General features: G+C 73.3%; 26 protein-coding genes. 21 read left to right on the forward strand and 5 right to left on the reverse strand.

The window, feature by feature from the left end:
* Positions 1–2 precede the first annotated feature (2 nt).
* From M1D46_RS02870 to M1D46_RS02885, 4 genes are read left to right on the forward strand one after another with little or no spacing between them, the layout of a single operon-like run.
* The gene (locus M1D46_RS02870) at positions 3–4841 is read left to right on the forward strand and encodes a DNA/RNA non-specific endonuclease (RefSeq protein ID WP_456286548.1); all 4839 of its coding nucleotides are present in this window, start codon (positions 3–5) and stop codon (positions 4839–4841) included.
* The gene (locus tag M1D46_RS02875) at positions 4828–5280 is read left to right on the forward strand and encodes a hypothetical protein (protein WP_456286549.1); all 453 of its coding nucleotides are present in this window, start codon (positions 4828–4830) and stop codon (positions 5278–5280) included. The genes M1D46_RS02870 and M1D46_RS02875 overlap by 14 nt, the downstream gene beginning before the upstream one ends.
* Positions 5277–5567 (forward strand): hypothetical protein, encoded by a 291-nt coding sequence (locus tag M1D46_RS02880; RefSeq protein WP_271172618.1) that lies wholly within the window; start codon positions 5277–5279, stop codon positions 5565–5567. Before M1D46_RS02875 ends, M1D46_RS02880 begins: the two co-directional genes overlap by 4 nt.
* Positions 5568–5569: 2 nt before the next feature.
* Complete coding sequence (locus M1D46_RS02885; protein ID WP_456286550.1) at positions 5570–6187, forward strand: hypothetical protein; 618 nt, start codon at positions 5570–5572, stop codon at positions 6185–6187.
* A 7-nt stretch (positions 6188–6194) separates the two neighbouring features.
* Here the strand turns inward: M1D46_RS02885 and M1D46_RS02890 are convergent, their stop codons facing one another.
* A complete protein-coding gene (locus tag M1D46_RS02890) occupies positions 6195–6824 on the reverse strand; it encodes a TNT domain-containing protein (RefSeq protein ID WP_456286551.1) in 630 nt (209 codons plus the stop codon).
* Positions 6825–6986: 162 nt separating this feature from the next.
* Between M1D46_RS02890 and M1D46_RS02895 the strand changes: the two genes are divergently transcribed.
* The 5 genes from M1D46_RS02895 to M1D46_RS02915 are packed head-to-tail and all read left to right on the forward strand — an operon-like array spanning position 6987 to position 10617.
* Positions 6987–7379, forward strand: coding sequence for a hypothetical protein (locus M1D46_RS02895; RefSeq protein ID WP_324013188.1), 393 nt, complete (start codon positions 6987–6989; stop codon positions 7377–7379).
* Positions 7380–7381: 2 nt separating this feature from the next.
* Positions 7382–7972, forward strand: coding sequence for a hypothetical protein (locus tag M1D46_RS02900; RefSeq protein ID WP_456286552.1), 591 nt, complete (start codon positions 7382–7384; stop codon positions 7970–7972).
* Position 7973: 1 nt separating this feature from the next.
* The gene (locus tag M1D46_RS02905; RefSeq protein ID WP_456286553.1) at positions 7974–8966 is read left to right on the forward strand and encodes an RDD family protein; all 993 of its coding nucleotides are present in this window, start codon (positions 7974–7976) and stop codon (positions 8964–8966) included.
* A gap of 7 nt (positions 8967–8973) precedes the next feature.
* Positions 8974–9735, forward strand: a complete 762-nt coding sequence (locus M1D46_RS02910) for an FHA domain-containing protein (protein ID WP_271172683.1) — start codon at positions 8974–8976, stop codon at positions 9733–9735.
* Between the two features lie 24 nt (positions 9736–9759).
* Positions 9760–10617: a carbohydrate kinase family protein gene (locus M1D46_RS02915; RefSeq protein WP_456286554.1), complete on the forward strand. Its 858-nt coding sequence runs from the start codon at positions 9760–9762 to the stop codon at positions 10615–10617.
* Positions 10618–10625: 8 nt separating this feature from the next.
* Here M1D46_RS02915 and M1D46_RS02920 read toward each other — a convergent pair whose 3' ends face one another.
* Positions 10626–11537: an NAD(P)/FAD-dependent oxidoreductase gene (locus M1D46_RS02920; RefSeq protein WP_456286555.1), complete on the reverse strand. Its 912-nt coding sequence runs from the start codon at positions 11535–11537 to the stop codon at positions 10626–10628.
* Between the two features lie 62 nt (positions 11538–11599).
* Between M1D46_RS02920 and M1D46_RS02925 the strand changes: the two genes are divergently transcribed.
* Complete coding sequence (locus M1D46_RS02925) at positions 11600–12091, forward strand: MerR family transcriptional regulator (protein ID WP_456286556.1); 492 nt, start codon at positions 11600–11602, stop codon at positions 12089–12091.
* A 51-nt stretch (positions 12092–12142) separates the two neighbouring features.
* Here the strand turns inward: M1D46_RS02925 and purB are convergent, their stop codons facing one another.
* On the reverse strand, positions 12143–13525 hold the full coding sequence (purB, locus tag M1D46_RS02930; protein WP_456286557.1) for an adenylosuccinate lyase: 1383 nt from the start codon (positions 13523–13525) through the stop codon (positions 12143–12145).
* 207 nt (positions 13526–13732) lie between these two features.
* Here purB and M1D46_RS02935 point away from each other — a divergent pair, with 207 nt between their 5' ends.
* Together M1D46_RS02935 and M1D46_RS02940 are read left to right on the forward strand one after the other, a co-directional pair.
* Positions 13733–13993: a hypothetical protein gene (locus M1D46_RS02935; RefSeq protein ID WP_324013179.1), complete on the forward strand. Its 261-nt coding sequence runs from the start codon at positions 13733–13735 to the stop codon at positions 13991–13993.
* On the forward strand, positions 13990–15315 hold the full coding sequence (locus M1D46_RS02940) for a hypothetical protein (protein WP_456286558.1): 1326 nt from the start codon (positions 13990–13992) through the stop codon (positions 15313–15315). Before M1D46_RS02935 ends, M1D46_RS02940 begins: the two co-directional genes overlap by 4 nt.
* A gap of 6 nt (positions 15316–15321) precedes the next feature.
* Here the strand turns inward: M1D46_RS02940 and M1D46_RS02945 are convergent, their stop codons facing one another.
* On the reverse strand, positions 15322–15720 hold the full coding sequence (locus tag M1D46_RS02945) for a phage holin family protein (RefSeq protein WP_271172630.1): 399 nt from the start codon (positions 15718–15720) through the stop codon (positions 15322–15324).
* A gap of 67 nt (positions 15721–15787) precedes the next feature.
* Here M1D46_RS02945 and M1D46_RS02950 point away from each other — a divergent pair, with 67 nt between their 5' ends.
* The 4 genes from M1D46_RS02950 to M1D46_RS02965 all read left to right on the forward strand — a co-directional run bounded on the left by M1D46_RS02950 (position 15788) and on the right by M1D46_RS02965 (position 20431).
* Positions 15788–16861 (forward strand): histidinol-phosphate transaminase, encoded by a 1074-nt coding sequence (locus tag M1D46_RS02950; RefSeq protein ID WP_456286559.1) that lies wholly within the window; start codon positions 15788–15790, stop codon positions 16859–16861.
* A gap of 115 nt (positions 16862–16976) precedes the next feature.
* Positions 16977–18116, forward strand: a complete 1140-nt coding sequence (locus tag M1D46_RS02955) for a thiamine pyrophosphate-dependent enzyme (protein ID WP_282978471.1) — start codon at positions 16977–16979, stop codon at positions 18114–18116.
* Positions 18113–19093: an alpha-ketoacid dehydrogenase subunit beta gene (locus M1D46_RS02960; protein ID WP_456286560.1), complete on the forward strand. Its 981-nt coding sequence runs from the start codon at positions 18113–18115 to the stop codon at positions 19091–19093. The genes M1D46_RS02955 and M1D46_RS02960 overlap by 4 nt, the downstream gene beginning before the upstream one ends.
* A 12-nt stretch (positions 19094–19105) precedes the next feature.
* A complete protein-coding gene (locus M1D46_RS02965; RefSeq protein ID WP_324013171.1) occupies positions 19106–20431 on the forward strand; it encodes a dihydrolipoamide acetyltransferase family protein in 1326 nt (441 codons plus the stop codon).
* Positions 20432–20442: 11 nt separating this feature from the next.
* Here M1D46_RS02965 and M1D46_RS02970 read toward each other — a convergent pair whose 3' ends face one another.
* Positions 20443–21462, reverse strand: a complete 1020-nt coding sequence (locus M1D46_RS02970) for a GTP-binding protein (RefSeq protein ID WP_456286561.1) — start codon at positions 21460–21462, stop codon at positions 20443–20445.
* A 77-nt stretch (positions 21463–21539) separates the two neighbouring features.
* Here M1D46_RS02970 and ykgO point away from each other — a divergent pair, with 77 nt between their 5' ends.
* The 5 genes from ykgO to M1D46_RS02995 are packed head-to-tail and all read left to right on the forward strand — an operon-like array spanning position 21540 to position 25575.
* Positions 21540–21662: a type B 50S ribosomal protein L36 gene (gene ykgO, locus M1D46_RS02975; protein WP_067949122.1), complete on the forward strand. Its 123-nt coding sequence runs from the start codon at positions 21540–21542 to the stop codon at positions 21660–21662.
* Positions 21659–22693: a FecCD family ABC transporter permease gene (locus tag M1D46_RS02980; protein WP_456286562.1), complete on the forward strand. Its 1035-nt coding sequence runs from the start codon at positions 21659–21661 to the stop codon at positions 22691–22693. The genes ykgO and M1D46_RS02980 overlap by 4 nt, the downstream gene beginning before the upstream one ends.
* Positions 22690–23520: an ABC transporter ATP-binding protein gene (locus M1D46_RS02985; protein ID WP_456286563.1), complete on the forward strand. Its 831-nt coding sequence runs from the start codon at positions 22690–22692 to the stop codon at positions 23518–23520. Before M1D46_RS02980 ends, M1D46_RS02985 begins: the two co-directional genes overlap by 4 nt.
* Positions 23520–24509 (forward strand): ABC transporter substrate-binding protein, encoded by a 990-nt coding sequence (locus M1D46_RS02990; protein WP_456286564.1) that lies wholly within the window; start codon positions 23520–23522, stop codon positions 24507–24509. The genes M1D46_RS02985 and M1D46_RS02990 overlap by 1 nt, the downstream gene beginning before the upstream one ends.
* Positions 24510–24561: 52 nt before the next feature.
* On the forward strand, positions 24562–25575 hold the full coding sequence (locus M1D46_RS02995; protein ID WP_456286565.1) for a metal ABC transporter solute-binding protein, Zn/Mn family: 1014 nt from the start codon (positions 24562–24564) through the stop codon (positions 25573–25575).
* Positions 25576–25593: the final 18 nt, after the last annotated feature.

Genomic DNA, 25593 nt, shown 5'->3' on the forward strand with positions numbered 1-25593 from the left:
CGATGTCGAAAGAAGTGAAGATCACCGCGGCCACGATCGAGGCCGACGCCGCCACGTATCGGAACGCCGCGCAGCAGCTCGAATCGGCCGTCTCGGTCGCGAAGGGGTCGCTGAGCGGCGTCGCGGGCATGGCCGGCGACGACAACGCCGCCGAGGACTTCGCCGGCGGCGGCGACGACGGCTATGACGCGACGGCCACGGCCGTGCTCCAGTCGGTCCAGAGCATCGCGAACGGCTACTGGATCATGGCCGCCGCGCTCGAGAACACCGCGCGGATGTACCGCGCCGCGCAGTCTCCCGGTGCGGGTCAGACTCCGACGATCGAGAAGGCGACGGCGACCGAGGTCAAGGATGAGAAGGGCATCGACGCCCCCTCGGCGCTCGGCCCGGGGCTCCCCGGCGTGCTCGGCGAGTTCCAGGAGATCATCGAGTGGGGCCTCCAGCAGGTCGGCGTCGTGATCCCCACGGGCGACGAGGACAAGCTCGCGCGCGGATCGACCGCGTGGATCACCCTCGCGACGACGGTGCGCACCTGCGGCACGACCGCCGACGGCGCGCTCTCGTGGATCGGCGGCATGAGCCTGCCGCAGCAGGCGATGGTCCAGACGTCGCACGACGGCCTCCGCGCCTCCACGACCGCGATCGCCGGCAACGCCGAGAGCCTCGCGACGCGCATCGACGACTTCGTCGAGCAGCTCAAGATCATGCGCGAGCAGCTGAAGGACTTCCTGCAGCAGATGGCGCTCGAGCTCGCCGTGGATCTCGCGATCACGGGCATCCTCGGCGCCCTCACCTTCGGGCTCGGCGCGATCGCGGGCTCCGCCAAGGCCGCCGCGACCGTCGTTCGCTGGGCCATCAAGATCAAGAACCTCATCGACAAGCTGAAGAACGCCCTCCGCGCGATGCGCGGGGCGCGCGGGGTGACGGCACGCGCCGCGCTCGCCGCGGGCCGTGAGGGCCTCCAGTCGGCGATCTCGAGCTCCGTCTCGACGGCGATCATGAACGCCGCGCACGACGAGAACGACCCGTCCTACCAGCAGCAGGATGTCGGCACGGCCTTCATCTCCGCGTTCGCGGGCGGCGCGGTCGCCTCCCCGGTCTCGCGTGGGCTCGGCGGCTCGGGCGGCCCCGGCTTCCGGAGCGGGCTCCGCCAGGTCGGCGGCGAGACGGCGGGCGGTGCACTCGACGGCCTCGCGAGCGGCGCGGTGGATGCCGCGATGAACGGCACCGAGTTCAACCCGCTGAGCGCGGCGGTGGGCGGCATGATCATCGGCGGCGTCATGTCCACCGGCATGCGCGGCGGCACGAGCGCCGTGAACGCGGGCCGGAACGCCCTCGGGCTCAACAACGGGCGCACGGTGACGCCGAACCCGGCCGGCGACACGAGCGGCAACGCCTCGCCGAGCCAGAACGCGGGCACGACGACGAACCTGCCCGACAGCCCGGCCACGGGCGGAAGCGTCGGCGGCGGATCGTCGAACGGCGGCGGCGGGACGGGCCGCACCGACTACGACGGTCCGACCCCCGGCGGCGTGGGCAGCGGCGGCTCGACGACCGCCGGCGGCGGCGGAGCGGGCACGTCGGACTACGACGGCCCGACCCCGGGCGGCGGAGCGGATGGCGGGGGCGCGGGAGGCGACGGCGGTCACGTCGACGTGCCCACCGATGCGAGCCCCGACGCGCCGGCCGAGCTCCCAGGCGACGGCCCCTCGGCCGAGACCCCGGAGAACGGCTCTGCCCCGGAGAACGGTGCGGGCGACAACGGCACGGATGGCACGACGCCCGACGCGACGCAGAGCACCCCGGAGACCACGTCGCCCGACGGCACCACCCCGGAGAGCACCACGCCGGATGGCACGACTCCCGAGGGCGCGACGCCGGATGGCACGACCCCGGAGAGCGCGGCGCCGGATGGCGCGACTCCCGAGGGCGCGACCCCGGAGAGCGCGACGCCGGATGGCACGACTCCCGAGGGCACCACGCCGGATGGCACGACTCCCAAGGGCACCACGCCGGAAGGCACGTCGCCGGAGGGCACGGCCCCGGACGGCACCACGCCGGACAGCACGACTCCCGAGGCCACCACCCCGGAGACCACGGCCCCGGACGGCACAGCCCCCGAGACCACCTCGCCGGAGGCCACGGCCCCGGACGGCACAGCTCCCGAGGCCACCTCGCCGGAGGGCGCGTCGCCGGAGTCGGGCACGCAGACGGATTCTCCGTCGGACGGCTCGGCGGAACACCCTGTGGCCGGCGACTCGGACGCATCGCCCGAGAGCTCGACGGACTCCGCCTCGAACGCAGACGCGGCCTCGCCGCAGGAGAGCTCGACGAGCACCGAGTCGCCCGACTCGAGCACGGACGCCGCTGCGGACAGCGACCAGACGCCCGCTGCCGCGGCCGCCGGTCGTGCATCGACGCGCGAGACGGACGCGGCGCCGGCCGATGCGGATGCCGGGCAGAGCGCGGGCGACGGCGCCGGAACCGAGGCCGCGACCTCGGCCGAGTCCGACGCCGACGCGTCGTCCGACGCCGATGAGTCGTCCCACACCGACGACTCCGGTGACACCGAGGAGTCCCGCGACGGCGAGAGCGACCAGCAGGACGCGGACCAGCAGGACGCGGAGCAGCAGGAGGCCGAGGAGGCTGCCGCGGCCGGAGCGGCTTCCGCCGCCGCGGCGGCGGGCGTTCTGGCCGCCCCGCGCGCGATGCCGTTCCGGGGGGCGGGAGCCGGAACCGGCAGCGTCGCCGGCGGTCATGGTGCGGGTGCCGGCAACGGCTCTTCGTCGTCCAGCGACCCGTCGTCCAGCGACCCGATGAGCTCGCCGGATCAGTTCGGGAACGGGTGGGATCGCGCGCAGAGCCCCGTCGGGTCGAACCCGATCGATCCGGCCTACGGCGACCCGCGGGGGCCGGGCAACAGCGGGCAGCTCGATCCGCGGTACACCCACCCGGGCGCGGTCCGCCCGGACGTCCAGCACCTCGTCACCGACCCCGCTGCCCCGTACGGGCGCGACGACGCCGGCAACCCGCTCTCGCAGGCGGACTGGGAGTCGCGGTACACCGACGCGAACAACCGGCCGGTGTATCCCGGCAACGACGGCGGCGACCCGGGGTCGTATCGGCACATCACCGACCTCGACGTGTTCCACCAGAACTACGGCGGGCAGCTCGATCGCATGGGCGGCCCCCAGGGCGACTACTTCTCGCTTCCGGGCACGCCGTTCGAGGCGCGCGCCCTTCCGCCGGGCAACCTCCGCGCGGACTACACGATCCGCGATCTCGTGAGCCTCCCCCCGGGCGGGCGGATCGAGGTCTCCCGGATCGCGCCGGCCTTCGGGCAGCCGGGCAGCGGCCTGCAGGTGCGCATCCTCGACGGCAGCGGCCGGCCGATGTCGCAGGAGGCTCTCGAGCGCGGCGGCCACCTCCGCGATCCCGATGCCCCGGACGCGTCCGACGGATCGAGCACGCGGAACGGCGCCGCGACCGGACACGACGCGGACGCCTCGGATGGCCCTGCGGACGCCGCGGACGGCGCCGCGGACGCCTCGGATGGCGCTGCGGACGCGGACGAGACGGGTGCGGCCTCCGGCGACCAGCCCGCGACCCAGGAGGGCGAGCGCGACCCGCGGTCGCCCTCGCCCGAGGACAGCCCCGAGCAGATCCGCGACAAGATCGACGAGGCGCTGGGGCAGTCGAACACGGGCTACGACCCGTACGACCTCTCGAACGGGTACGCCGAGAACTGCGGGAACGTCGCGGCGAACATGCACGACTTCCTGAGCGGCCAGCCGATCCGGGATGCCGACACCGGCACGCTCGACATCGACGAGATGGAGGCGCGCACGGGGCTGCCGCAGACCCCGATGACGCCGGAGCAGATCGAGGCCACGCTGCGCGCTCAGGGACCGGGCTCCCACTGCGTCGTCGGCGTCGACCGCGGCGACGACCTCGACGGGCACTGGTTCAACGCGGTGTTCGACGGCGAGCAGGTCTGGGTCGTCGACGGCCAGGACGGCACGCGGACGCCGTGGCCGCCGGACGAGCCGGACGCGACGAACTGGGACGCGTCGATCGACCCGTCAGACGTCGTCGACGGAGGCGTCGACGCGGATGCCGGCGCCGACGGGGACGGCTCGGGCGGGGACCGGACGGGCGGGCGGCGGATGCAGCCCGTGCACACGGGACAGGACGCCGCGGGCCGGCACACGTACACGGTCGACTGGGATCGTCCGAGGACGCCGTTCGCGAAGCAGAGGGGGCTGGAGCCGAACGCCGTCTACGAGGTGAAGGGCCGGGGGACGTTCTACACCGACGCTTCCGGCACGGTGACCCGCGTTGAGACCTCGTACAGCTCGGACGGACTGAATCCGGACCTCCACAATCCGCAGCCGAGCACGACCTACGTCGTGACCACGGAGAACGGCAACAGCACGCACACGTTCGAGACGGACCAGCGGGGCCGGACGATCGAAGCGCACACCGACAGCCTCGACTTCGACGACGCGCGTCGATCGGAGAGCGTGCAGAGCCGTGTCGGTCGGCAGGGCGGTGCCGACTACGACGGCGGGCACCTGTTCGGCAATCAGTTCGGCGGCGGCGGCGAGAGCGTCAACCTTGTCGCGATGCTGCGCGACGTCAACCAGAACAGCGGAGCGGACAGCTTCTACGCGCTCGAGCAGCACTGGGCCGACCTCCGCCGCGCCCACCCGCAGACGCCGATCGAGGTGCGGATCTCGCCGATCTACGATGGGAACGCCAAGACGCCGGATGTCATCCAAGTCCGCTGGACGGAGAACGGACAGGTGAAGATGAGGGAGTTCTTCAATGACGACATCTGATGACGCGGCGGTCGAACCCCCCTTCCTCGTCGAAGCGCGGCTCCGAGAGGAGATCGCGAGGACCTTGGCGAGCGCCGCACCCGACGACTGGGAGGCCATCCGCTACCGCGCCGCGACCGTCGCCGGCGTCGCGGATGTCACGATCTCCCTCGTGCGGGAGGGACGCGAGGAGCCCTTCCTCGACGCTCCGTCGGTCGCGCTGCCTCGGAGGCGACTCCGCGCGGCGATGTACCGGCCGGGCGAGGGGACCTGGTTCTCGCTCGAGCTCGAGGTGTCGCGGAGCGGGTCGGTCGAAGCCCGGTACGACTACGACGGCGAGCCGGCCTTCCACGTCGCCCCGGCGGCGAGCGCATGGGCGCAGGACCAGGAGCGGTTCCCCCGCGATCCGGAGAACCAGCCGGACTGGCTGAAGCGCAAGCTCGAGGAGGCCTCGTCGTGAGCGGCGCATCACCCTCTCCAGCGCAGCAGCGTCTCATCGACGTCGGTGTGGCGTACTGGCGGCGGATGGTGTCGGAGGAGGCTCCGCTCGGCGTCGAGCTGCTGCCGGACGACGATGCGGTCGTCGTCTCGCACGCCGTGCGCGGCGGAGGGCGGATCTACGTCGCCGCCGATGAATCCGTCCTGTTCGCGGGGTCGGGGGCGCCCCCGCACGAGGCCATCGAGGTCTTCCGGTCGGGGCGGCGCACGCCGCCGGAGCAGTTCCGGCCGCGCGACGGCCGCCGGTGACGATGCGCACGAGTTTCTCGGCGCCTCCGCCCCGCGGCCCGGACGCGCCCCTCGTCGACGAGGCCGAGCTCGACATCTGGGGTGCGCGTGCGATCCGGCACGCGTCCTGGGCGAGAGAGCTCCTCGGCCGGCTCGCGGCGCAGCGCGGGGAGCATCTCGACCGGGAGAGCCTCCGCTACGCGGTGACGGCGGGTCCGGAAGAGCTCGCGGTCGTGTGGGCAGCGGGGCACGCCGTCGTGTACGTCGCGCCCGACGGCTCCGTGTGGCATGCGGACGCGGAGACCGTGCGTCGAGAGGACTACGAGGACTTCGCACGGGGAGAGCGGACGCCGATCGAGCGGTTCGGCGCGCCGGCTGCCACGGGCGACCTCGCGCGGTCCGCGGTCCCGGGCCTGGCCGAGGATCTGGCCGCGCGCGCGGGTGTCGACGTGCTCCCTCGTCGAGCAGGGGTGCTGCTCGCGGTGGGCGACATGGAGCTGGAATGGCTCATCGCGGAGGAGGACGGCGTGCTCGTCGCCTATCGCGTCGAGCGGGGCTCCGCGCGGGAGCTCGCGCGTTCGTCCGACGCGTCCGTCGCGGTGCGCGCTGTCGAGTCCTCGCTCGGTCTCCCGCGCGACTGAACGGCCGTCAGCCGTCGACGCGGATCCGCTCGAGCGCTCCGCCGACGACGAGGTCGCGGATGCCGACGAAGTCCTGAGCGAGCGTGCAGCGGAGTCCTCCGCCGCGCTGACCGAACCAGGGCTGGGCGATCTCGACGCGCACGAGCACGTTCGACCGGGTGAGGAACGCATGCCGTTCCGAGCCCTCGGGCAGCACGCCCACCGGCGGGAGCGAGCGTGCTTCGTAGGCCGTCCCGTAGGGGAAGAGCATCGTGCCGTCGAGAGCGCCGATCCGGTCCAGCGCGACGCCGGACGGCAGCTCGATGAGGAGCGAGCCGCTCGCCGCGCGGTCCTGCAGATCGGCGAAGTGCGCCGTCGCATCCTGCACGGCGCGCTCGACCTCCGCCTCCGGCAGCGTCGTCTCCTCCGGGATCGGGCGGTCCAGGTACGCGAGCAGGAGCGTGGCGGCGGCGGCCTCGTCCGGCGCCGATCCGAGCGCGAAGGCGCGCCCGTAGTCGACGGTCTCCAGCAGCCATCCGTCGGCGTCGGGGGAGAGGCGCAGCGCACCCTCCAGCGCGGGGCCGTCGTCTCCGGGCAGGATCACCGCCCGAGGGTGCACGGATCGGCGCGCGAGTTCCTGCCGCAGCGTGTCGAACATGCCTCGAGCCTAGCCAGCGCGCCCGCCGGGCGCGGGTCTCCGACATGGGCAGGACGACCCGCTGGCGCGCCCGTCCCGGGTGCCGCGCATGCGCATGGGCTGAACTCCCCATGCCGCGGACGGGGAGCGGATGGCCCGCGCCTCTAGCATGGAGGATCGCGAATGCCGTCGCGCCCGCGCGACGGCGAGGCAGGACCCACGGAGCGGAGCAGGACTGTGTCGACGACCGCGGACACCCTCGCGCAGCGCTGCGAGCGGCTGCGCGAGCCGGTGACCCAGCTGACCGCCGTGAGCATCGGCGCTGCGGTGAGCCCGACGGGCATCGCGGAGGCGCTCGTCGCGGCGCGCGAGGTGCAGGCCATCCTCGAGGATGACAGCTCGGGCATCGAGCCCGGAGCCTTCGCCGACTGGCTCCCGACGGCCCGTTCGACCGTGCGCGGCATGGTCGAGGCGCTCGAGCGCGGCGACGCCGCGGAGTCCTACCGGCTCTTCACCGACCAGTCCACGGGCTTCTACCGTCTCGCGCTCGGGTGCGCGGGATTCCCGGGGTGGTGAGGATGGCCCTGCAGGAGATCGAGCTCGGGCTCCTCCGCGCGCAGCCCGAGCGGTTCGCGCAGGAGCGCTCGCGACAGAAGCTCGTCGGGTACGGCATCGCCGCGGGCGTGCTGCTGCTCGCCGCGATCATCGGCACGGCGAGCCTGCCCGCGTTCTGGGCGCACTTCAGCGGGATGGCGCAGGCCGGGTACGACCCCGTGCGCCCGTTCCGCGGCGCGGGGATGGGGTTCGTGGGGGTCGTGATCGCCCTCGTGTTCCTGTGGCTCTTCGGCCTCCTCTTCGCCCATGCCGCGATCTTCCGTGCGCGCAACTGGGTCGAGCGCGCGTCGGGTCACCGCATCCGCACGGGCCGGACCGCCCGGTTCGGGGACGTCGGCGCGTACGACCGCTGGCTCGCGCAGATCCAGTCCGGCGGCCTCGCGTCGTTCCCCGACGCGGCCGGCGGCGCCGGCGCGGGGAAGGCCATCCTGCAGACCGTCGAGGATCGCGAGGGCGACCGTGTCTTCGTGTGGCTCGAGGCGGCCGACGGGCGCCACGCATCGTTCGAGTTCGAAGGCGCGCCCGCCCGGGCGCTGATGACGCCCGCGGGGTGACATGAGCGGCTGGGCGATCATCGACGCACGGGAGGCGGCGCCGGAGCCGACCCCCGTGAGCGTCGACCGCGCCGCTCAGCTCGGCCTCCGGGCCGCGCCGCTCGGGCGCCGCATCGGCGCGGCGGCGATCGACGCCCTCCCGGCCGCCGTGTTCGCGGCGCCGGTCGCGCTCGCTCCCCGCGCCATCCTCTCCGGCGAGCTCCTCTGGATCCTCATCGCCGCGACGGGTGCGCTCCTCCTCGTCGTCTACGGGCTCGTGCAGCTCGCCTCGCACGGTTCGCGCGGTCAGACGTTCGGCAAGCAGCTGCTGCAGCTGCGCACCGTCCGCGCCGACACACTCCGTCCGATCGGATTCTGGCGGGCGGTCCTCAAGGTCGGCATCCCCGTCGCCGCGGGCGTCGTGCCCGTGGTCGGAACCGCCGTCGTCCTGCTGTCGCCGCTGTGGGATCGCGAAGGGCGCCGCCGCGGCTGGCACGATCATGCGGCGCGCGCGTGGCTCATCGACCTGCGCGCGGTCGACCCGACCGACCCGATCGCGTTCGAGGCCGCGCGCGGCCGGGCCAGGGCGCGCGTCGACGTGGCGCCCGCGCCATCCGCCGCGCCCGCGCTAACGCCATCCGCCGCGCCCGCGCCATCCGCGCCGGCCGAGCCCGCGCCATCCGCCTCGGCACAGGCGCGCGTGCGCCTCGACACGGGCGAGGAGTACCTCGTCTCGGGGCTCTGCCTCGTCGGCCGGATGCCCGCACCCGAGCCCGACGAGCGCGTCGCCTACGCGCTGCCCGTCCGCGACGACGCCCGCTCGGTGTCCAAGACCCATTTCGCCCTCGACGTGCGGGCCGAAGGGATGGCGGTCCTCGATCGCGGTTCCGGCAATGGCACGCGCGTCATCCGAACCGGCGTCGAGTACCCTGTCGCCGTCGGTGTCCCTGTTCCGATCCGCCCAGGCGACCGCATCCGCTTCGGCGATCGCACGATGGAGGTCCTCCATGTCTGACAACCTCATGAGCGCTCCCGACAGCGCTCCCACCGACACCGTCCCGGGGGCCGAGCGCCCGCTCCGCGTCGAGTTCGCCGGCGAGTGGTTCACGGTGAGCCCGAGAGCGCGCTTCTCGATCGGGCGCGAGGGCGACCTCGAGGTCGACGACAACCAGTACCTCCACCGGCACTTCCTCGAGCTGTCGTTCAACGACGGCCTCTGGTGGCTCGCGAACGTCGGGTCGCGCCTCGCGGCGACCGTCTCGAGCGCGGGCGGAGCGGTGCAGTCGTGGCTCTCGCCCGGCGCCCGCATGCCCGTCGTCTTCGCGCAGAGCGTGATCGTCTTCACCGCCGGCCCCACGACGTACGAGATCGGGCTGCACACGGAGGAGGCCCACTACGCGGTCTCGAGTCAGGTGCAGACGTCGATGAGCGGCGAGACGACCGTGATGCCGGTGAGCTTCACGCCCCTCCAGCGCGTGCTCATCGTCGCGCTCGCCGAGCCCATGCTGCGTCGCGAGGGCGTGAGCGTGAGCGAGCTGCCGTCGTCGAGCGCCGCGGCCGCGCGGCTCGGGTGGACGATGAGCAAGTTCAACCGCAAGCTCGACAACGTCTGCGACAAGCTCGACCGGATGGGCGTGCAGGGCCTGCGCGGAGGCCCCGGCAAGCTCGCGACGAATCGCCGCGCGCGCCTCGTCGAGTACGCGGTGTCGTCGCAGCTCGTGACGCGCGCCGACCTGCCGCTCCTCGACGACGAGGCGCTGCGGAACTCGACCGAGGAGGACTGACCCGCCATCCGGTTGGATGGGGGCATGCCCTCTCCTCGCGTCGTCGTGTGCGGCCCCTCCGCCTGGAACCATCTGATCGTGCTCGACCGGCTCCCCGAGCCCGTTCCGCACATGCAGTTCGCCGAGCGCGCCTGGCACACGGCGGGCGGCACATCGGCCGGCAAGGCGCTGCACCTCGCCGACCTGGGCGTCGACGTGCGCCTGCGGACGCCCGCCGGCGACGACGCCGACGGCGCGCGTCTTCTCGCGGCGCTCGAGGCGGCAGGGGTCACGGTCGACCGGGTCGCGTCGGAGCGCACCGAGCGCCACGTCAACCTCATGACCGACGCCGGCGCGCGCGTATCGCTGTACGTCTCGACGCCCACCACGCCGTCGTCGGCGGATGTCGACGCGGCCGCGCTCGCCGTGGCGGAGGCCGACATCGCCGTCGTCGACCTGAGCGAGCTCGGGATGCTGCTCGTCGAGCGGTCGCCCGCGACCCCGCTGTGGATCGACCTGCACGACTATGACGGCTCGTCGGCCTTCCACGAGCCGTTCGTCCGCGCGGCCGACGTCGTCTTCATGAACGAGGACCGCACCGACGACCCCTGGGCCCTCATGCGGTCGTGCCTCGACCGCGGCCCGCGCCTGGCCGTCTGCACGCGCGGAGCGGAGGGCGCGGTGGCCCTGTCGGCGTCGGGCGAGCGGTTCGAGGTCGCGGCCGCTCCCGCGACCGTGGTCGACACGAACGGCGCGGGCGACGCCTTCATGGCGGGCTTCCTCGCGGCGACGGCGCGCGGGGCGGCGGTCGACGAGGCCCTCCGCGCCGCCGCCGAGCAGGCCCGCATCGCGATCGGATCGCGGCACCTGCATCCCGCGCTCGAGAGCGTCGTCGGCGACTGAGCCCGCCCCTACATCCCCAGAGCCTCCGCCACGAGATCCTGCACGCACGCGGCGCCGGCGAGCTGCCCCGACGCGACAGCGGCGGCGACCGCGTGCAGCGGCATCGGCAGGCCCGGCGGCTGCGCGATGTCGCCCGCGGCGTACACGCCCGCGCGGCTCGTGCGGCCGAACCCGTCGACGACGATCGCTCCGCCGTCGCTCATGGCGAGTCCGAGGTCCGCGGCGAACGGCGCGGCCTGCCGCCACGCGGTCGACGTGAACATCCCCGCGAAGCGCTCGCTCGAGCCATCCGAGAGCCGCGCGGCGACGCCGTCGCCCTCCTGCGCGATCTCGGCGATCCGGCCCGATCGGATGGCGGCGCCGAGCCGCGCGAGCGCGCCCGCCACCTCCGGGACGACGGGCTCGTCACTGGGCAGGACCACCGTCTCGGCGGCGATCGGCGCGAGCATGGCGACGAGGCGCGGTGTGTGCTCGCCGGCCCCGATGATGCCGACGCGGCCGCCCGAGAATTCGTGCCCATGGCAGAACGGGCAGTGCGCGACGGCGTCGCCGAACGCGTCGGCGAGCCCCGGGATGGCCGGCAGGGCGTCGGCCACGCCCGTCGCGAGGATCACGCGGCCGGCATCGATGCGATCGCCGTTCTCGAGCTCGAGGGCGAACGCTCCGAGGTCGCCCGTGATCGACGCGACCTTCCCCTCGACCGACGTGATCGTCGGGTAGGCGGCGATCTCCTCGCGTGCCGCAGCCCGGAACGCGGCGGGCGGGCGTCCGTCGTTCGTGACGATGTTGTGCATCGCGCTCGCGGGGGCGTTGCGGTAGACGCCCGAGTCGATGAGCGCGGCCGAGCGGTGCATCCGGCCCAGTGTGAGGGCGGCCTGGAGGCCGGCCGGGCCTCCTCCGATGATCGCGACGTCGTGCATGTGCGGCTCCTTCCGGATGGTGCGGGTTGCGGGAGGAGGCCAGTGTGTGACTTCATGTCGACATGAAGTCAAGTGCGTGGACGGTCGGCGAGCTGGCGGAGCGATTCGGGCTGGCGACGCACGTGCTGCGCCACTGGGAGGACCGCGGGCTCCTCGCGCCCGAGCGCGACGGCGCGGGGCGGCGCCGCTACGGCGAGGCCGACGCGTATCGCGTCGCGGTCATCATCGCGAGCAAGGCCGCCGGGATGAGCCTCGATCAGATCCGCGCGCTCGTCGACACGGGCGCGGCCGGGCGGCATGAGATCCTCGAGCGCCACCTCGCCGAGATCGACGAGAGCATGGCCGCGCTCGAGCGGGCGCGCGCGATGGCGCTGCACGCGCTCGAGTGCCGCGCGCACGACATCTCGACGTGCCCGAACTTCCGCGCGAACGTGGCCGACATCGTCGCGGGCACGCGTCGCGGCATGGGGCTCCCCGGCGTGCGAGCGCAGGAGAATCCGCCGAGAGCAGGACGGCAGGGGCCGATCGGTCCTGTCGCGGCGCGATCGTCCTGATCCCGCGCGGGCGCTCCGGCCATCCGCCGACGACGGATGGCCGGACCCGGCTCAGAGGTAGGTGCGCGCGAGCTGCTCGGCCAGGCCCGAGTAGGTCGCGGGCGTGAGCGCGAGCAGGCGCTGCTTCGCCTCGTCGCCGATGTCGAGGCCCTTCACGAACTCGGCCAGCTCGGCCGCGCCGACGCGGCGACCGCGCGTGAGCTCCTTGAGGAGCGCGTAGGGGTCGCTGATCTGCGAGCGGCCCGCGACGACCTCGGCGCGCACGACGGTCTGGATGGCCTCGCCGAGAACCTCCCAGTTGACGTCGAGGTCGGCGAGGAGCACGTCGCGCGAGAGCGAGACCTCGCCGAGACCCCGGCGCAGGTTGTCGAGCGCGAGCAGCGAGTGCCCGAACGCGACGCCGATGTTGCGCTGCGTCGTGGAGTCGGTGAGGTCGCGCTGCAGGCGCGACGTGACGAGCGTCTGCGCGAGCGTCGTGAAGATGCCGCCCGCGATCTCGAGGTTCGCCTCGGCGTTCTCGAAGCGGATCGGGTTGATCTTGTGCGGCATGGTCGACGATCCGGTCGCGCCCGCGACGGGGATCTGCGCGAAGTAGCCGAGCGAGATGTACGTCCAGATGTCGCTCGCGAGGTTGTGCAGGATGCCGCCGGCGTGCTTCGCGCGGTCGTACAGCTCGACCTGCCAGTCGTGCGACTCGATCTGCGTCGTGACCGGGTTGAACGTGAGGCCGAGCGACTCGACGAAGTCGCGCGCGAGGTTCGGCCAGGCCACCTGCGGGTCGGCCGCGAGGTGGGCCGACCACGTGCCGGTCGCACCCGAGAACTTGCCGAGGTACTCGGTGCCCTCGATCTGCCGGATGACCCGCTCGAGGCGCCACACGAAGACGCCCAGCTCCTTGCCCATGGTGGTCGGCGTCGCGGGCTGTCCGTGCGTGCGCGAGAGCATGGGCGCGTCGGCGTGCTCGTGGGCGAGTGCGCGCAGGCGCTCGACGACCGCGCGCAGGGCCGGCAGCCAGACGCCGATGACGGCGCGCTTCACCGTGAGGGCGTACGAGAGGGAGTTGATGTCCTCGCTCGTGCAGCCGAAGTGCGTGAGCTCGGCGATCGCGTCGAGGCCGAGCTCGGACAGGCGGTCGCGCACGAGGTACTCGACGGCCTTGACGTCGTGGCGCGTGACGGCCTCGCGCTCGGCGAGCCAGTCGATCTCGGCCTGGCCGAAGGTGAGGTAGAGGGCCCGCAGCCGGTCCTTGTCCTCGCCCGACAGCGGCGCGGTGCCGAAGAGGGCGTTGTCGGTGAGGGCGATGATCCACTCGACCTCGACCTCGACGCGGGCTCGGTTGAGGCCCGCCTCCGACAGGTAGTCGCCGAGCGGCGAGACGACGCCCTGGTAGCGGCCGTCGAGCGGGCTCAGGGGCTGGGTGGGGAATGCGGTCACGATGAGCCTCCGGTGACGGGCTGGCGCGCGCTCGCGTGCGGATGGCGGAAGGGAGCGGCGGGACAGCGGCGTGGCTGGCCCTCCCGATCATACTCAGCGCGGCATCGCGGCCCCTCACCGCGTGCACAGGCGGGCGACACGCGCGCGGGCCATCCACGCGCCCGCTCCGTCGTCTTCCCGGGCCGCCGTCCGCACGATCCTGGACGCATGATGACGCAAGACGAGCTGGCCGCGATGATCGAGATCGCCCAGCGCAGGATGGACGAGATCGCCGGCGAGCTGCGCGAGGTGGCGGCCTCGGTCGAGGCCGTGTCGCTGCTCACGACATGGCGGTCGGAGGCGGCCGACCGGTTCCGCGCGTCCGCCAGGGACCTCCTCACCGCCCTGCACAGCGCGGCGTTCCGGTGCGAGGCCGAGGCGCGGGCGCTGCCGTCCGCCGCGGCGACGGTGCTCTTCCCCGCGGCATGATCGACGTCGGCTCGGGCGGCGCCGTGGCCGTCGATCCCTCGGAGCTGCGCACCCTCGCGGCGCAGCTGGATGGCGACGCCGCTCGGCTGGGCGACCTCGCGCGCGAGATCGGCGGCGTCGCGCGCCTGCTCGGCGACGTGCTCGCGGCGGTCGAGGGGCTGCACGCGTGTGCCTCGACCGTCGCGGCGGACGCGGCATCCGCCGGAGACATCGCGCGGGCGATGCGCTTCGCCGCCGACACCTACGAGATGGTCGAGCTGCAAGCGCGCGCGCTCATGGAGCAGCAGGACGCAGACGCGCGAGGTCCGCTCGCCGAGCTCCTGCGGATGCGCCAGGAGCAGCTCGAGCAGCGGAGCCCCGGTGCGGGTGAGGAGGCGGAGCGCCTGCTGAGCGCGTGGCGCGCCGAGCATGGCGGCGAGTTCCTGCGGCAGATCGACCGCGGCCCTGGCTGGCTGCTCGGGATGTTCGGCCTCTCGGCTCCGCTCATGTTCGCGCCCGTGCCGTTCATCATCCAGGGGCTGCGCCGCGCGCGCACGGGGCGGATCCCCGACGGCACCTCCCTGCGCGGGCGCGCCCCCGAGCCGGTGATGCGGCCGGGGGCACGCGGGGAGCCGGGGCGCGCTCCGCTGTCGTTCGGCGATCTCGCGTCCCGCGTGCCCGACGGCGATGACGCGACGATCCGCGTCGAGCGGTACACGCTCGCGGATGGCCGACGCGAGTTCGCCGTGTACGTCGCGGGCACGCAGGGCGAGAGCGGCACGGTGCTCGACTGGGACTCGAACGTGCGCCTCTACAGCGGCGAGCGGTCGCAGGCGTACGAGGCCGTCGAGCGCGCCCTCGAGGAGGCGGGGGCGCAGCCGGGCGACGTGCTGCACGCGGCCGGGTTCTCGCAGGGCGGCATGATCGCGGGCTGGCTGGCGGCCGAGGGGCGCTACGACGTGCAGACGCTCGTGACCCTCGGTGCGCCCATGGAGCTCGACACCCGCTCCGACACGGTCGTGGTCACGGTGCGCCACGACGACGACCCGTTCCCGCTGCTCGTGGGCGGCGGGGCGCCGCATGCGCCCGGCTCCGACCGGAGCGTGCTCATCGAGCGCACGCTCGACCAGGCGAGCACGCCCTTCGACGTCGCGATCCCCGCGCATCGGCTCGAGGCGTACATCGAGACGATGCGCTCGTTCGACGCCTCGGGGGATCCGAGGGTCGCCGCGCTCGGCGAGCGCCTCGCGCACCTGCAGGAGGCGCCGACCGTCGAGGTGTTCGACTTCCGGCCCGAGAAGTCGCCCGAGCGGTCGGCGCGGGAGGGAGGCGGTGCGTTCTGACCCGCGTCAGCGGGCGCGCTTCTGCTGCGGGCGCAGGATGACGCCGAACAGCCAGTTGATGATGCTGATGAGGATGCCGGCGAGCACGGCCGGCCAGAACCCGTCGAGGCCGAGACCCCATCCCCACGACGACATCACCCAGGCCGTGACCCACAGCAGCACGCCGTTGAGCAGGAGGGAGATGAGGCCCAGCGTCAGGATGAACAGCGGGAAGGCGACGATCTTGATCGCCGTGCCCACGATCGTGTTCACGATCGCGAAGACCGCCGCGATCGCGAGCAGCGTGAGCACGAGCTGCAGGTCGCCGCCCGGCGCGAACGGCGTCACGGTGACATGCAGGAACGGGATGAGGCTCACGATCCAGATCGCGAACGCGTTGACGACGACGCGGATGACGAAGCGCATGCCCGCAGTCTTCCACCGCCAGCTGCATCCGCGCTGGCCATCCGGCGGCGGTCCCTAGAATCGACCCGTGACCACGCCAGAGCCCGTCCTCCCGCGCATCCGTCCCGAGATCGCGGCCCTCCCGCCGTATCGCCAGGGCAAGGCCGCGGGCGTCGGCGGGTTCAAGGTCTCGAGCAACGAGAACCCGTTCGACCCGCTTCCGAGCGTCGTCGAGGCCGTCCGCGGGGCGTCGGCGCTGAACCGCTACCCCGACGCCACGGCCGCCCGCCTGCGCGAGAAGCTGGCCGAGCGCTGCGGCGTCACGGCCGACGGCGTCATCGTCGGGGCGGGCAGCGTGTCGCTGCTCGCCGCGTTCATCCAGGCCGCCGCGGGGGCGGGCGACGAGGTCGTCTACGCGTGGCGATCGTTCGAGGCGTACCCGAGCCTCGTCCTCGTCGCGGGCGCGAGGGGCGTGCAGGTGCCGCTGCTGCCCGACGGGCGCCACGATCTCGACGCGATGGCAGCCGCCGTCACCGATCGCACGCGCGTCATCCTGCTCTGCACGCCGAACAACCCCACAGGGCCGATCATCACGGCGGCCGAGTTCGCGGCGTTCATCGCGCGGGTCCCCGCCGACGTCCTCGTGCTCCTCGACGAGGCCTACGCCGAGTTCGTGACCGACGCGGCGCGCGTCGACGGGCTCGCCGAGCGCGTCTTCGAAGCGCACCCGAACGTCGTCGTCCTGCGCACCTTCTCGAAGGCCTACGGGCTCGCGGCGCTCCGCGTCGGCTACGCGATCGGGCACCCGCGCGTGCTCGACGCGGCCCGCAGCACGGCCATCCCGCTGTCGGTGACCGCGCACGCCGAGGAGGCGGCGCTCGCGAGCCTCGACGCGGCCGACGAGCTCGAGGCGCGCGTCGCCGAGATCGTCGCCCGGCGCGACGATCTCGCCGCGCGACTGCGCGAGCTCGGATGGCGCGTGCCGGCCGCCGAGGGGAACTTCGTGTGGCTGGACGGAGCGGATCAGTCGGTCGCAGACGCGTTCGAGGAGGCCGGCATCATCGTGCGGCCGTTCCCCGAGGGCATCCGGATCTCGGTCGGCGAGCCCGAGGCCGTCCAGCGCATCCTCGAGGTCGCCGCGGCCGTCGCGCCGGGTCGCTGATCCTCCGCGCATCCGCCGCGGCGCATACGACTGTGGGGTGCGGACCACGAAATCGGCGATCCGTTGTCCGCCGTGTTCCCCCGCCCGACCGCCGCAGGGCGATTAGCGTGGAGAAGTGACTTCGTCAGACTTCCTGACCGACCCGGAGACGGTTCGCGTCCTGGCCCCGGACGGGACCTTCGCGCCGTCCCCCGCGGCGGAGCGGTACCTGCCCGTGATCGAAGCGCTCGGCGACGCCGATCTCGAGCAGTTCTACCGCGACATGGCCGTCATCCGCGCGTTCGACCAGCAGGCGACGCTCCTGCAGCGCCAGGGGCAGCTCGCCCTGTGGCCGCCGTCGTTCGGGCAGGAGGCCGCACAGGTCGGGTCCGCGCGCGCGACGCGCCCCCATGACCACGTCTTCCCGTCGTATCGCGAGCACGTCGTCGCGCGCATCCGCGGCGTCGACCCGATCGACATCATCAAGCTCATGCGCGGCCTCACGCACGGCGGGTGGAACCCGTGGGAGGAGCGCAACGGCAACACGCACATCTACACGCTCGTGCTCGGCTCGCAGACGCTGCACGCGACCGGCTTCGGGATGGGCCTGAACTTCGACGGCAAGACCGGATCGGGCGACCCCGAGAAGGACGAGGCCGTGATCGTCTACTACGGCGACGGCGCATCGAGCGAGGGCGACGTGCACGAGGCGATGGTGTTCGCCGCCTCGTACAAGAGCCCGACCGTCTTCTTCCTGCAGAACAACCAGTGGGCGATCTCGGTTCCGGTCGCGACCCAGGCCAGCGCGCCGTTCGCCGCGCGCGCGGCCGGCTACGGCATCGGATCGGTCCGGATCGACGGCAACGACGTGCTCGCGAGCTATGCCGCGACGCGCGTGGCGCTCGACGAGGCGCGCTCGACGCCCGGACCGCGTGCGATCGAGGCAGTCACCTACCGCCGCGGCGCGCACACGACGAGCGACGACCCCACGAAGTACCGCACGGAGGACGAGGAGGCCGCCTGGGCGCAGCGCGACCCGATCGCCCGCATGCGCGCGTACCTCCTCGCGCGCGGGGCATCCGAGGCCTTCTTCGCCGAGGTCGATGCCGAGGGCGCCGACCTCGCCGCCGACGTGCGCAAGCGCACGGTCGAGCTGCCGGCGCCCGTGCCCGCCGACATGTTCGCGCACGTCTACGCCGATCCGCACCCCCTCATGGACGAGCAGAGCCGCTGGCTCGCCGACTACGAGGCCTCGTTCGAGGAGGGACGCGCATGACCCTCGAGACCCTGACCTTCGCGAAAGCCCTCAACGCCGGCCTGCGCCAGGCGATGGCCGACGACCCGCGCGTGCTCATGTTGGGCGAGGACATCGGCCGCCTCGGCGGCGTGTTCCGCATCACCGAGGGCCTGCTCGCGGAGTTCGGCGAGCAGCGCGTCCTCGACACCCCGCTCGCCGAGTCGGGCATCGTGGGCACCGCGATCGGCCTCGCGATGAACGGCTTCCGCCCCGTCGTCGAGATCCAGTTCGACGGCTTCGTGTTCCCGGCGTTCGACCAGATCACGACGCAGCTCGCGAAGCTCACGAACCGGCACGAGGGCGCCCTGTCGCTGCCCGTCGTCATCCGCATCCCATACGGCGGTCACATCGGCGCTATCGAGCACCACCAGGAGAGCCCCGAGGCGTACTTCACGCACACCCCGGGTCTGCGGGTCGTGAGCCCCTCGACGCCGAACGACGCCTACTGGATGATCCAGGACGCCATCCGCTCGAACGACCCCGTGATCTTCATGGAGCCGAAGAGCCGCTATTGGCCCAAGGGCGAGGTCGACCGCAGCGAGCGGCCCGCGCCCCTGCACGCGAGCCGGATCGTGCGGCGCGGCACCGACGTGACGCTGGTCGGCCACGGCGCGATGGTCACGACGCTCCTGCAGGCCGCCGCGCTCGCCGAGGCGGAGGGCACGAGCTGCGAGGTCGTCGACCTGCGCTCGCTCTCGCCCGTCGACTACGGGCCGATCATCGACTCCGTGAGCGCGACCGGCCGCATGGTCTACGCGCAGGAGGCGCCGCAGTTCACGAGCCTCGGCAGCGAGATCGCGGCGACCGTCGCGGAGCGCGCCTTCTACTCGCTCGAGGCGCCCGTGCTGCGCGTCTCGGGATTCGACGTCCCCTTCCCGCCCGCCAAGCTCGAGGGCGCCTTCCTGCCCGACGCCGACCGCGTGCTCGAAGCCGTGGACCGCGCGCTCGCGTACTGAGAGGATCGACGGATGCAGACCTTCCACCTCCCCGACGTCGGCGAGGGCCTGACCGAGGCCGAGCTCGTCGCGTGGCGCGTCAAGCCCGGCGACGCGCTCCAGGTCAACGACGTCGTCGCCGACATCGAGACGGCGAAGTCGGTCGTCGAGCTGCCCTCGCCCTACGCGGGGGTCGTCGGCGAGCTCCTCGTGTCGGAGGGCGAGACGGTCGACGTCGGAACCGCCATCATCACGATCGCGGAGGCCGACGACGCGGCCCCCGAGGAGCCCCGAGGTGCGGCGGATGGCGCTGCCGCGAAGGAGGGCGGCGGCTCGGTCCTCGTCGGGTACGGATCGGGGGGCGAGGCGTCGACGCGCCGACGCCGCAAGCGCCCCGAGACGCCGCCCGCGAAGCCCGCCGGCGTGCTCGCGAAGCCGCCCGTGCGCAAGCTCGCACGCGACCTCGGCGTCGACCTGTCGGAGGTGCGCGCCACGGGCCCCTCCGGCGAGGTGACGCGCGACGACGTCGTGCGCCACGCCGAGCAGGCGTCGGTGTTCCGCAACATCTCCACGCCCGAGTGGTCGCCCGTCCGCGAGGAGAAGATCCCCGTGGCCGAGCCCGCGGCCCCCGAGGCCCAGCCCTGGACATCCGATCCCTCCCGCGTCGAGTCGATCCCGGTCAAGGGCGTCCGCAAGGCGACCGCGAACGCCATGGTCGGATCCGCGTACTCGGCGCCGCACGTGTCGGTGTGGACCGACGTCGACGCGAGCCGGACGATGGAGTACGTCAAGCGGCTGAAGGCGTCGCCCGACTTCGCCGACGTCAAGGTCTCCCCGCTGCTCATCATGGCGCGCGCCGTCATCTGGGCGGTGCGCCGCACGCCGATGATCAACGCGGCGTGGGTCGAGGAGGAGGACGGCGCGAAGATCCACGTGCGCCACTACGTCAACCTCGGCATCGCCGCCGCGACCCCGCGCGGCCTCCTCGTGCCGAACATCAAGGACGCGCAGAGCATGTCGATGCGCGACCTCGCGAAGGCGCTCGAGCGGCTCACCGTCACGGCGCGCGAGGGCAAGACGACGCCCGAGGACCAGCGCGACGGCACGATCACGATCACGAACATCGGGGTGTTCGGGATGGACGCCGGCACGCCGATCATCAACCCGGGCGAGGCCGGCATCATCGCGATGGGGGCCATCCGCCAGAAGCCGTGGGTCGTCGACGGCGAGGTGCGCCCGCGCTGGGTGACGACCGTGTCGGGGTCGTTCGACCACCGCATCATCGACGGCGACAAGATCAGCCGGTTCATCGCCGACATCGCGTCGGTGCTCGAGGAGCCGGCGCTCCTGCTCGACTGACCGCGGCGGGCTCAGTCCGCGCCGGCGCCCTCCCACGCGGGGAACGGGTCGGGCAGGCCGGCCCACGCCTCGGGGCCGGCGGCGAACTCGTCGTCGGTGAGGCACGCCGCGTCGAGGGCGGCCACGAGTCCGGCGCGATCGAGGTCGAGGCCGATGAACGCGAGGTCCTGCCCGGCGGCGAGCAGCTCGTCATCGACGCCCAGGTCGTCGTCGGTCGCGAGGGGCTGGAATGACAGCATCCGCCCGACGTGCTCCCAGTGCGCCGTGACGTGCGGCCGCGTCGCGAGGCGGCAGAAGCCGGCCGAGCGGAGCACCGTCCCGAAGGCGCCCGCTTCGACGGGGCCGTCGAGCAGGGCCGCGAGACGACCGGGGTGGAACGGGCGCAGCGCCTCGTAGCGCAGCGTGCTCACGCGCGCGTCGGTCATGTGCGGTGCATGGTCGTCGTTGAGCACGGCGATCCAACCCGGGCGCTCCTGCACCGCGGCGTACTCGGTGCGGAGCTCGGGCGCGGACGACGGCGCCGGATGGAGGCGCAGGCGGCAGCGAGGGCTCAGTGCGCTCACGATCGCGAGCGCGAGCGACAGGTCGGGCGTCGAGAGGCGCTCCCAGCCCACGAGGACGACGGTCGAGGCGTACTCGATCTGCGTCACGGCCGCGAGCGCGGCGGCCCGCAGCGTCCTGCCCCCGTCGGGCGCTCGACAGGCCAGGTAGTCGTCGCGCCCGAGATCGTCGAGCAGGTGCGGCGCATCGACGACGCACGTGACGCCGACGAGGCGGGCGGGCGACGACGGATGCGCGAACTCGCCGATGATCTCGGTCGTCGGCGTGCCCGTGGGGAATTCGATCACGGCGCCCGCACGCGTCTCCACCCACGGCGCAAGGGCGATCGCCTCGTCGACGGGGTCGAGCGAGACGGCCAGACGCGAAGCGGGGATGACCGTGCGCGCCGTGTGCTCGGCCGTCTCGACCGCGTATCGGAGGCGCTCCGGCGGGCACGTGCCGACCACTGCGACGACGTCGATCTGCGGCATGAGGTGGTCCTTCCGTTGGGCAGGCGGGTCTGCACACGCTACCTTAGTGAGAACCATTCTCACTAACGGAGGTCGCCATGAAGGTCCGCGCATCCCTCAAGTCGCTCAAGAATCAGCCGGGGGCGCAGGTCGTGCGCCGTCGGGGCCGCGTCTACGTCATCAACAAGCTCAACCCGCGCTTCAAGGGTCGACAGGGTTGACGGGACCCGTTGCGGCGCGGCGCACGCTCCGCACCGGCGGCGTCGCCCTCGGCGTGACTGCATCCGTCCTCGCCGTCCTCCTCGTGGCCGCCGGGCTCGGGCCCATCCCGACCGCTCCCGTCGACGTGCTCGGCGCCCTCTCGCGCGCAACGCAGGGTGCGCCCGCCTCGGGCATCGAGGCGCTCATCCTCAGCGTGCGTCTGCCGCGCGTCGTCGTGGCGGCCCTCGTCGGCGCCGCGCTCGCGGTGAGCGGCGTCGTCATGCAGGCGGTCTTCCGCAACCCGCTCGCCGAGCCCGGCATCGTGGGCGTGTCGAGCGGAGCGGCCGTCGGCGCCGTGGTCGCGGTCGTCGCCGGGGGAGCCGCGGCCGTGTGGTGGGCGCTGCCGCTGAGCGCCTTCGTCGGCGCCCTCGCGGCGACGCTCGCCGTGCAGGGTGTGGCGGGACTCGCGGGTGGGGCGCCGACGACGCTCGTCCTCGTCGGCATCGCGTTCAATGCGCTCCTCGGCGCGGTCGTCGCGGCCCTTCTCGCGAACGCGTCGGACACCTCCGCGGTGCAGCGCGCCCTGTTCTGGCTCAACGGCGATCTGACGGCGCGGACGTGGGGCGACGCGGGGGTCGCCGCCGCGCCCATCCTCGTCTGCACGGCCGTGCTCTGCTGCGCGGGGGCCGTGCTCGACCTGCTCTCCCTCTCGGAGGAGCAGGCGGCTGCGACCGGTGTGCCGGCGGTGGCGGCCCGCCAGGCGCTGCTCGCGACGGCCGCACTCGCGACGGCCGCCGCGGTCGCGGTGACCGGGGTCATCTCGTTCGTCGGACTCGTCGTCCCGCACCTCGTCCGCCTCGTGGTCGGCGGACCGCATCGGCGCCTCCTGCCGCTGTCGGCCGCCGCGGGTGCGGTTTTCCTCGTCGTGGCCGACTCCGCAGCGCGCCTGCTCTTTGACCCTGTCGTGCTCCAGACGGGCACGGTCACGGCTCTGGTCGGCGCGCCCGTGCTGCTGCTTCTCGTCGTCCGACGCCGCCGAGGCGCCGCGTGAGCGCGCTGCGTGCGGAATCCGTCGGCGTCCGGCGCGACGGGCGAAGACTCCTCGACAATGTGCGCATCGCGATCGCTCCGGGCGAGATCCACGGCATCATCGGCCCGAACGGCGCGGGCAAGTCGACGCTGCTGCGCGCCCTCGCCGGGACGATCGCGGTGACGGATGGCGCGGTGCGCGCCGACGAGGAGGATCTCGCGTGGATGTCGGCGCGCCGACGCGCCCGATTCCGAGCTCTCCTGCCGCAGGACACCGGATCCGGAGACGACCTCACCGTGCGCGACCTCGTGCAGATGGGCCGCTACGCGCACCGCGCGCCGTGGGGCGCGGCACACCCCGAAGATCATCGTGCGACGGAGGCCGCGCTCGAGCGCACCGGCATCGCGGAGCTCGCCTCCCGCCCGGTCGCGACCCTCTCGGGAGGGCAGCGCCGCCTCGCCTTCCTCGCGAAGGCGCTCGCACAGGACCCCCGTGTGCTGCTCCTCGACGAGCCGCTCGCCGGGCTGGACCCGCGCCACCAGCTCGACGCGCTCGCCGTCGTGCGCGCGCTCGCGGACGACGGCGTCGGCGTGGGCCTCGTCCTGCACGATCTCGAGCTCGCTTCGCGCGTGTGCACCCGCCTCACCCTGGTCGCCGACGGGTGCGTCGTCGCGACCGGCGCCCCCGCCGAGGTGCTCGCGCCCGAGCTGATCGCCGACGTGTACGGCGTGCGCGCCGACGTCTCCCCCGACCCCGCGACCGGCGGGCTCCGCATCGCCATGATCGCGAGTCTGCCGTCCGCACCGCGGCCGTCCGCGGCCATCCCGACACCCTCCAGGAGCTCCTGATGAAGAACGTCCTCTCCCGTGCCGCCGCCGCGCTCGCCTGCGGTCTCGCCATCGCGGCGATCGCCGGATGCGCTCCGTCTGCGCTCGCCGAATCCGCGGCGACGACCGCGCCGGCGAGGCCCGCCGCCGACTGGCCGCGCACCGTCGAGGTAGGCGGAGCCGCGGTCGAGATCGCGGCGCCGCCCGAGCGCATCGTCGCCCTCTCCACCGAGACGGGCGACCTCGCCCTCCAGCTTGTGGGCCCCGAGCGCGTGGCGGCCGTCGCGAGCGGGAGCGTGACCGAGGGAACCGGCAATGCGATCGAGGAGGCGCGCGAGGTCGAGACCGTGCTCGCGCCCGGCACGGCGCCCGATCCCGAGCAGATCCTCTCTCTCGACCCCGACCTCGTCATCCTGACCGGACGACACGAGGGGGAGGCCGCTGCGGCCGAACTCCTTCAGGCCTCCGGCGTGCCGTCCCTTGCGTTCGCCGCCGCCGACTTCCAGACCTTCGACGCCGTCCTCGACAGCATCTCGGTGCTCGGGGACGCGCTCGGCGCCGAGGACGAGGCCGCGCGGATCACCGACCGGATGGCCGCGGAGCGCGACGAGATCGCATCGGCGGTCGCCTCAGCCGACCGTGCGCCGGAGGTTCTGCTCCTCATGGCGCGCGGGGGCCAGCTCATGATCCAGCCCGCGTCGACGCTCATGGCCGATCTCGTCCGCACGGCGGGCGGCGAGCCCGTCGGCGCAGGCGACAGCGCGCGACCGGCCGACCCCGAGCAGGTGGCCGTGCTCGACCCCGAGGCGATCATCGTCGAGGACTTCCGCGGCGCCGGTCTCGAACCGTTCCGTCCGCTGCTCGACTCCCCGGCCGTCGCCGAGGTCACCGCCATCCGCGAGAGCGAGGTGCACGCGGTCAGCGGTGCGATTGCGACCGGCGCGGCGGGCTCCCGCGCGGCCGAGGGACTCGCCGAGATCGCGCGCATCCTCCACCCCGGCGCCTTCTGACGATCGCGCCACCCGATTCGAGAACGATTCTCATTTCGTTTAGTCTGGAGTCATGCTCGATCGCCGCCTCGCCCTGCCCGCCGTCATCGCCCTCCCCGCGCTCGCCCTCGCCGGCTGCGCGACGGCGTCGAGCGGTGAGACGGGCGACGGCGGCGACGCCTTCCGGATCGTCGCCTCGACGAGCGTCTACGCCTCGCTCGCCGAGCAGCTCGTGGGCGACGCTGCCGAGGTGACCGCGATCATCGACTCGCCCACGCAGGATCCGCACTCGTACGAGGCCACTGCGCGCGATCAGCTCGCGGTCGACGGCGCCGACATCGCCATCCTCAACGGCGGCGGGTACGACCACTTCATGGAGGAGCTCGTCGAGGCCGCGGGGACCGAGCACGTGCTCACCGCCGTCGAGTTCTCGCACGCCTACCCCGGCAACGAGGGGCATGAGGAGGGCGACGGCCACGACCACTCCGCGGAGGCGGAGGAGGAGCACGACCACGCTGAGGAGGAGGAGGGCGCCTCTCACGAGGGCCACGACCACATCGAGGGCTTCAACGAGCACGTCTGGTACGACCCGCACACGATCGCGCACGTCGTCGAGGATCTCGCGGGCGAGCTCGAGGAGCTCCTCCCCGACGCCGCATCCGACATCGCTGCGGCCGAGGAGGCGCTCGTCGCCGACATCGAGGGGCTCGAGGCGTCGCTGGATGAGATCTCCACCGCGCATGCGGGCTCGCACGTCTTCTTCACCGAGCCCATCGGCGGCTACCTCGCCGAGGCGGCCGGTATCGAGGACGTCACGACCGACGGCTTCGCGGAGGCGGTCGAGGAGGGGCAGGATGTCGCGCCCGCGACGCTCCTCGCCGCGACTGAGGCGATCGAGGGCGGCGAGGTCGACGTGGTCGTCGCGAACGCGCAGACCGGCGGTGCGGAGACGACGCGGATCATCGAGACGGCCGAGGCCGCGGGGGTCCCGGTGGTCGAGTACGCCGAGACGCTCCCGGAGGGGCAGACGTACGTCGAGTGGATGGCCGACAACATCGCCGCCCTGGGCGACGCTCTCGAGGGCTGATGCGCGGCGGGGGAGTTC

Source organism: Microbacterium sp. JZ70 (genome assembly GCF_053903225.1).

What these genes read in the sequence shown, in the direction of transcription:
- M1D46_RS02885 (WP_456286550.1), top strand. Translation starts at nt 5,570, where the DNA reads ATGCGCACGAGTTTCTCGGCGCCTCCGCCCCGCGGCCCGGACGCGCCC.
- M1D46_RS02910 (WP_271172683.1), top strand. Translation starts at nt 8,974, where the DNA reads ATGAGCGCTCCCGACAGCGCTCCCACCGACACCGTCCCGGGGGCCGAG.
- M1D46_RS02935 (WP_324013179.1), top strand. Translation starts at nt 13,733, where the DNA reads ATGATGACGCAAGACGAGCTGGCCGCGATGATCGAGATCGCCCAGCGC.
- M1D46_RS02970 (WP_456286561.1), bottom strand. Translation starts at nt 21,462, where the DNA reads ATGCCGCAGATCGACGTCGTCGCAGTGGTCGGCACGTGCCCGCCGGAG.
- M1D46_RS02915 (WP_456286554.1), top strand. Translation starts at nt 9,760, where the DNA reads ATGCCCTCTCCTCGCGTCGTCGTGTGCGGCCCCTCCGCCTGGAACCAT.
- M1D46_RS02890 (WP_456286551.1), bottom strand. Translation starts at nt 6,824, where the DNA reads ATGTTCGACACGCTGCGGCAGGAACTCGCGCGCCGATCCGTGCACCCT.
- M1D46_RS02995 (WP_456286565.1), top strand. Translation starts at nt 24,562, where the DNA reads ATGCTCGATCGCCGCCTCGCCCTGCCCGCCGTCATCGCCCTCCCCGCG.
- M1D46_RS02895 (WP_324013188.1), top strand. Translation starts at nt 6,987, where the DNA reads ATGCCGTCGCGCCCGCGCGACGGCGAGGCAGGACCCACGGAGCGGAGC.
- M1D46_RS02940 (WP_456286558.1), top strand. Translation starts at nt 13,990, where the DNA reads ATGATCGACGTCGGCTCGGGCGGCGCCGTGGCCGTCGATCCCTCGGAG.
- M1D46_RS02900 (WP_456286552.1), top strand. Translation starts at nt 7,382, where the DNA reads ATGGCCCTGCAGGAGATCGAGCTCGGGCTCCTCCGCGCGCAGCCCGAG.
- M1D46_RS02875 (WP_456286549.1), top strand. Translation starts at nt 4,828, where the DNA reads ATGACGACATCTGATGACGCGGCGGTCGAACCCCCCTTCCTCGTCGAA.
- M1D46_RS02990 (WP_456286564.1), top strand. Translation starts at nt 23,520, where the DNA reads ATGAAGAACGTCCTCTCCCGTGCCGCCGCCGCGCTCGCCTGCGGTCTC.
- M1D46_RS02905 (WP_456286553.1), top strand. Translation starts at nt 7,974, where the DNA reads ATGAGCGGCTGGGCGATCATCGACGCACGGGAGGCGGCGCCGGAGCCG.
- M1D46_RS02965 (WP_324013171.1), top strand. Translation starts at nt 19,106, where the DNA reads ATGCAGACCTTCCACCTCCCCGACGTCGGCGAGGGCCTGACCGAGGCC.
- M1D46_RS02960 (WP_456286560.1), top strand. Translation starts at nt 18,113, where the DNA reads ATGACCCTCGAGACCCTGACCTTCGCGAAAGCCCTCAACGCCGGCCTG.
- M1D46_RS02925 (WP_456286556.1), top strand. Translation starts at nt 11,600, where the DNA reads ATGAAGTCAAGTGCGTGGACGGTCGGCGAGCTGGCGGAGCGATTCGGG.
- ykgO (WP_067949122.1), top strand. Translation starts at nt 21,540, where the DNA reads ATGAAGGTCCGCGCATCCCTCAAGTCGCTCAAGAATCAGCCGGGGGCG.
- M1D46_RS02920 (WP_456286555.1), bottom strand. Translation starts at nt 11,537, where the DNA reads ATGCACGACGTCGCGATCATCGGAGGAGGCCCGGCCGGCCTCCAGGCC.
- M1D46_RS02870 (WP_456286548.1), top strand. Translation starts at nt 3, where the DNA reads ATGTCGAAAGAAGTGAAGATCACCGCGGCCACGATCGAGGCCGACGCC.
- M1D46_RS02945 (WP_271172630.1), bottom strand. Translation starts at nt 15,720, where the DNA reads ATGCGCTTCGTCATCCGCGTCGTCGTCAACGCGTTCGCGATCTGGATC.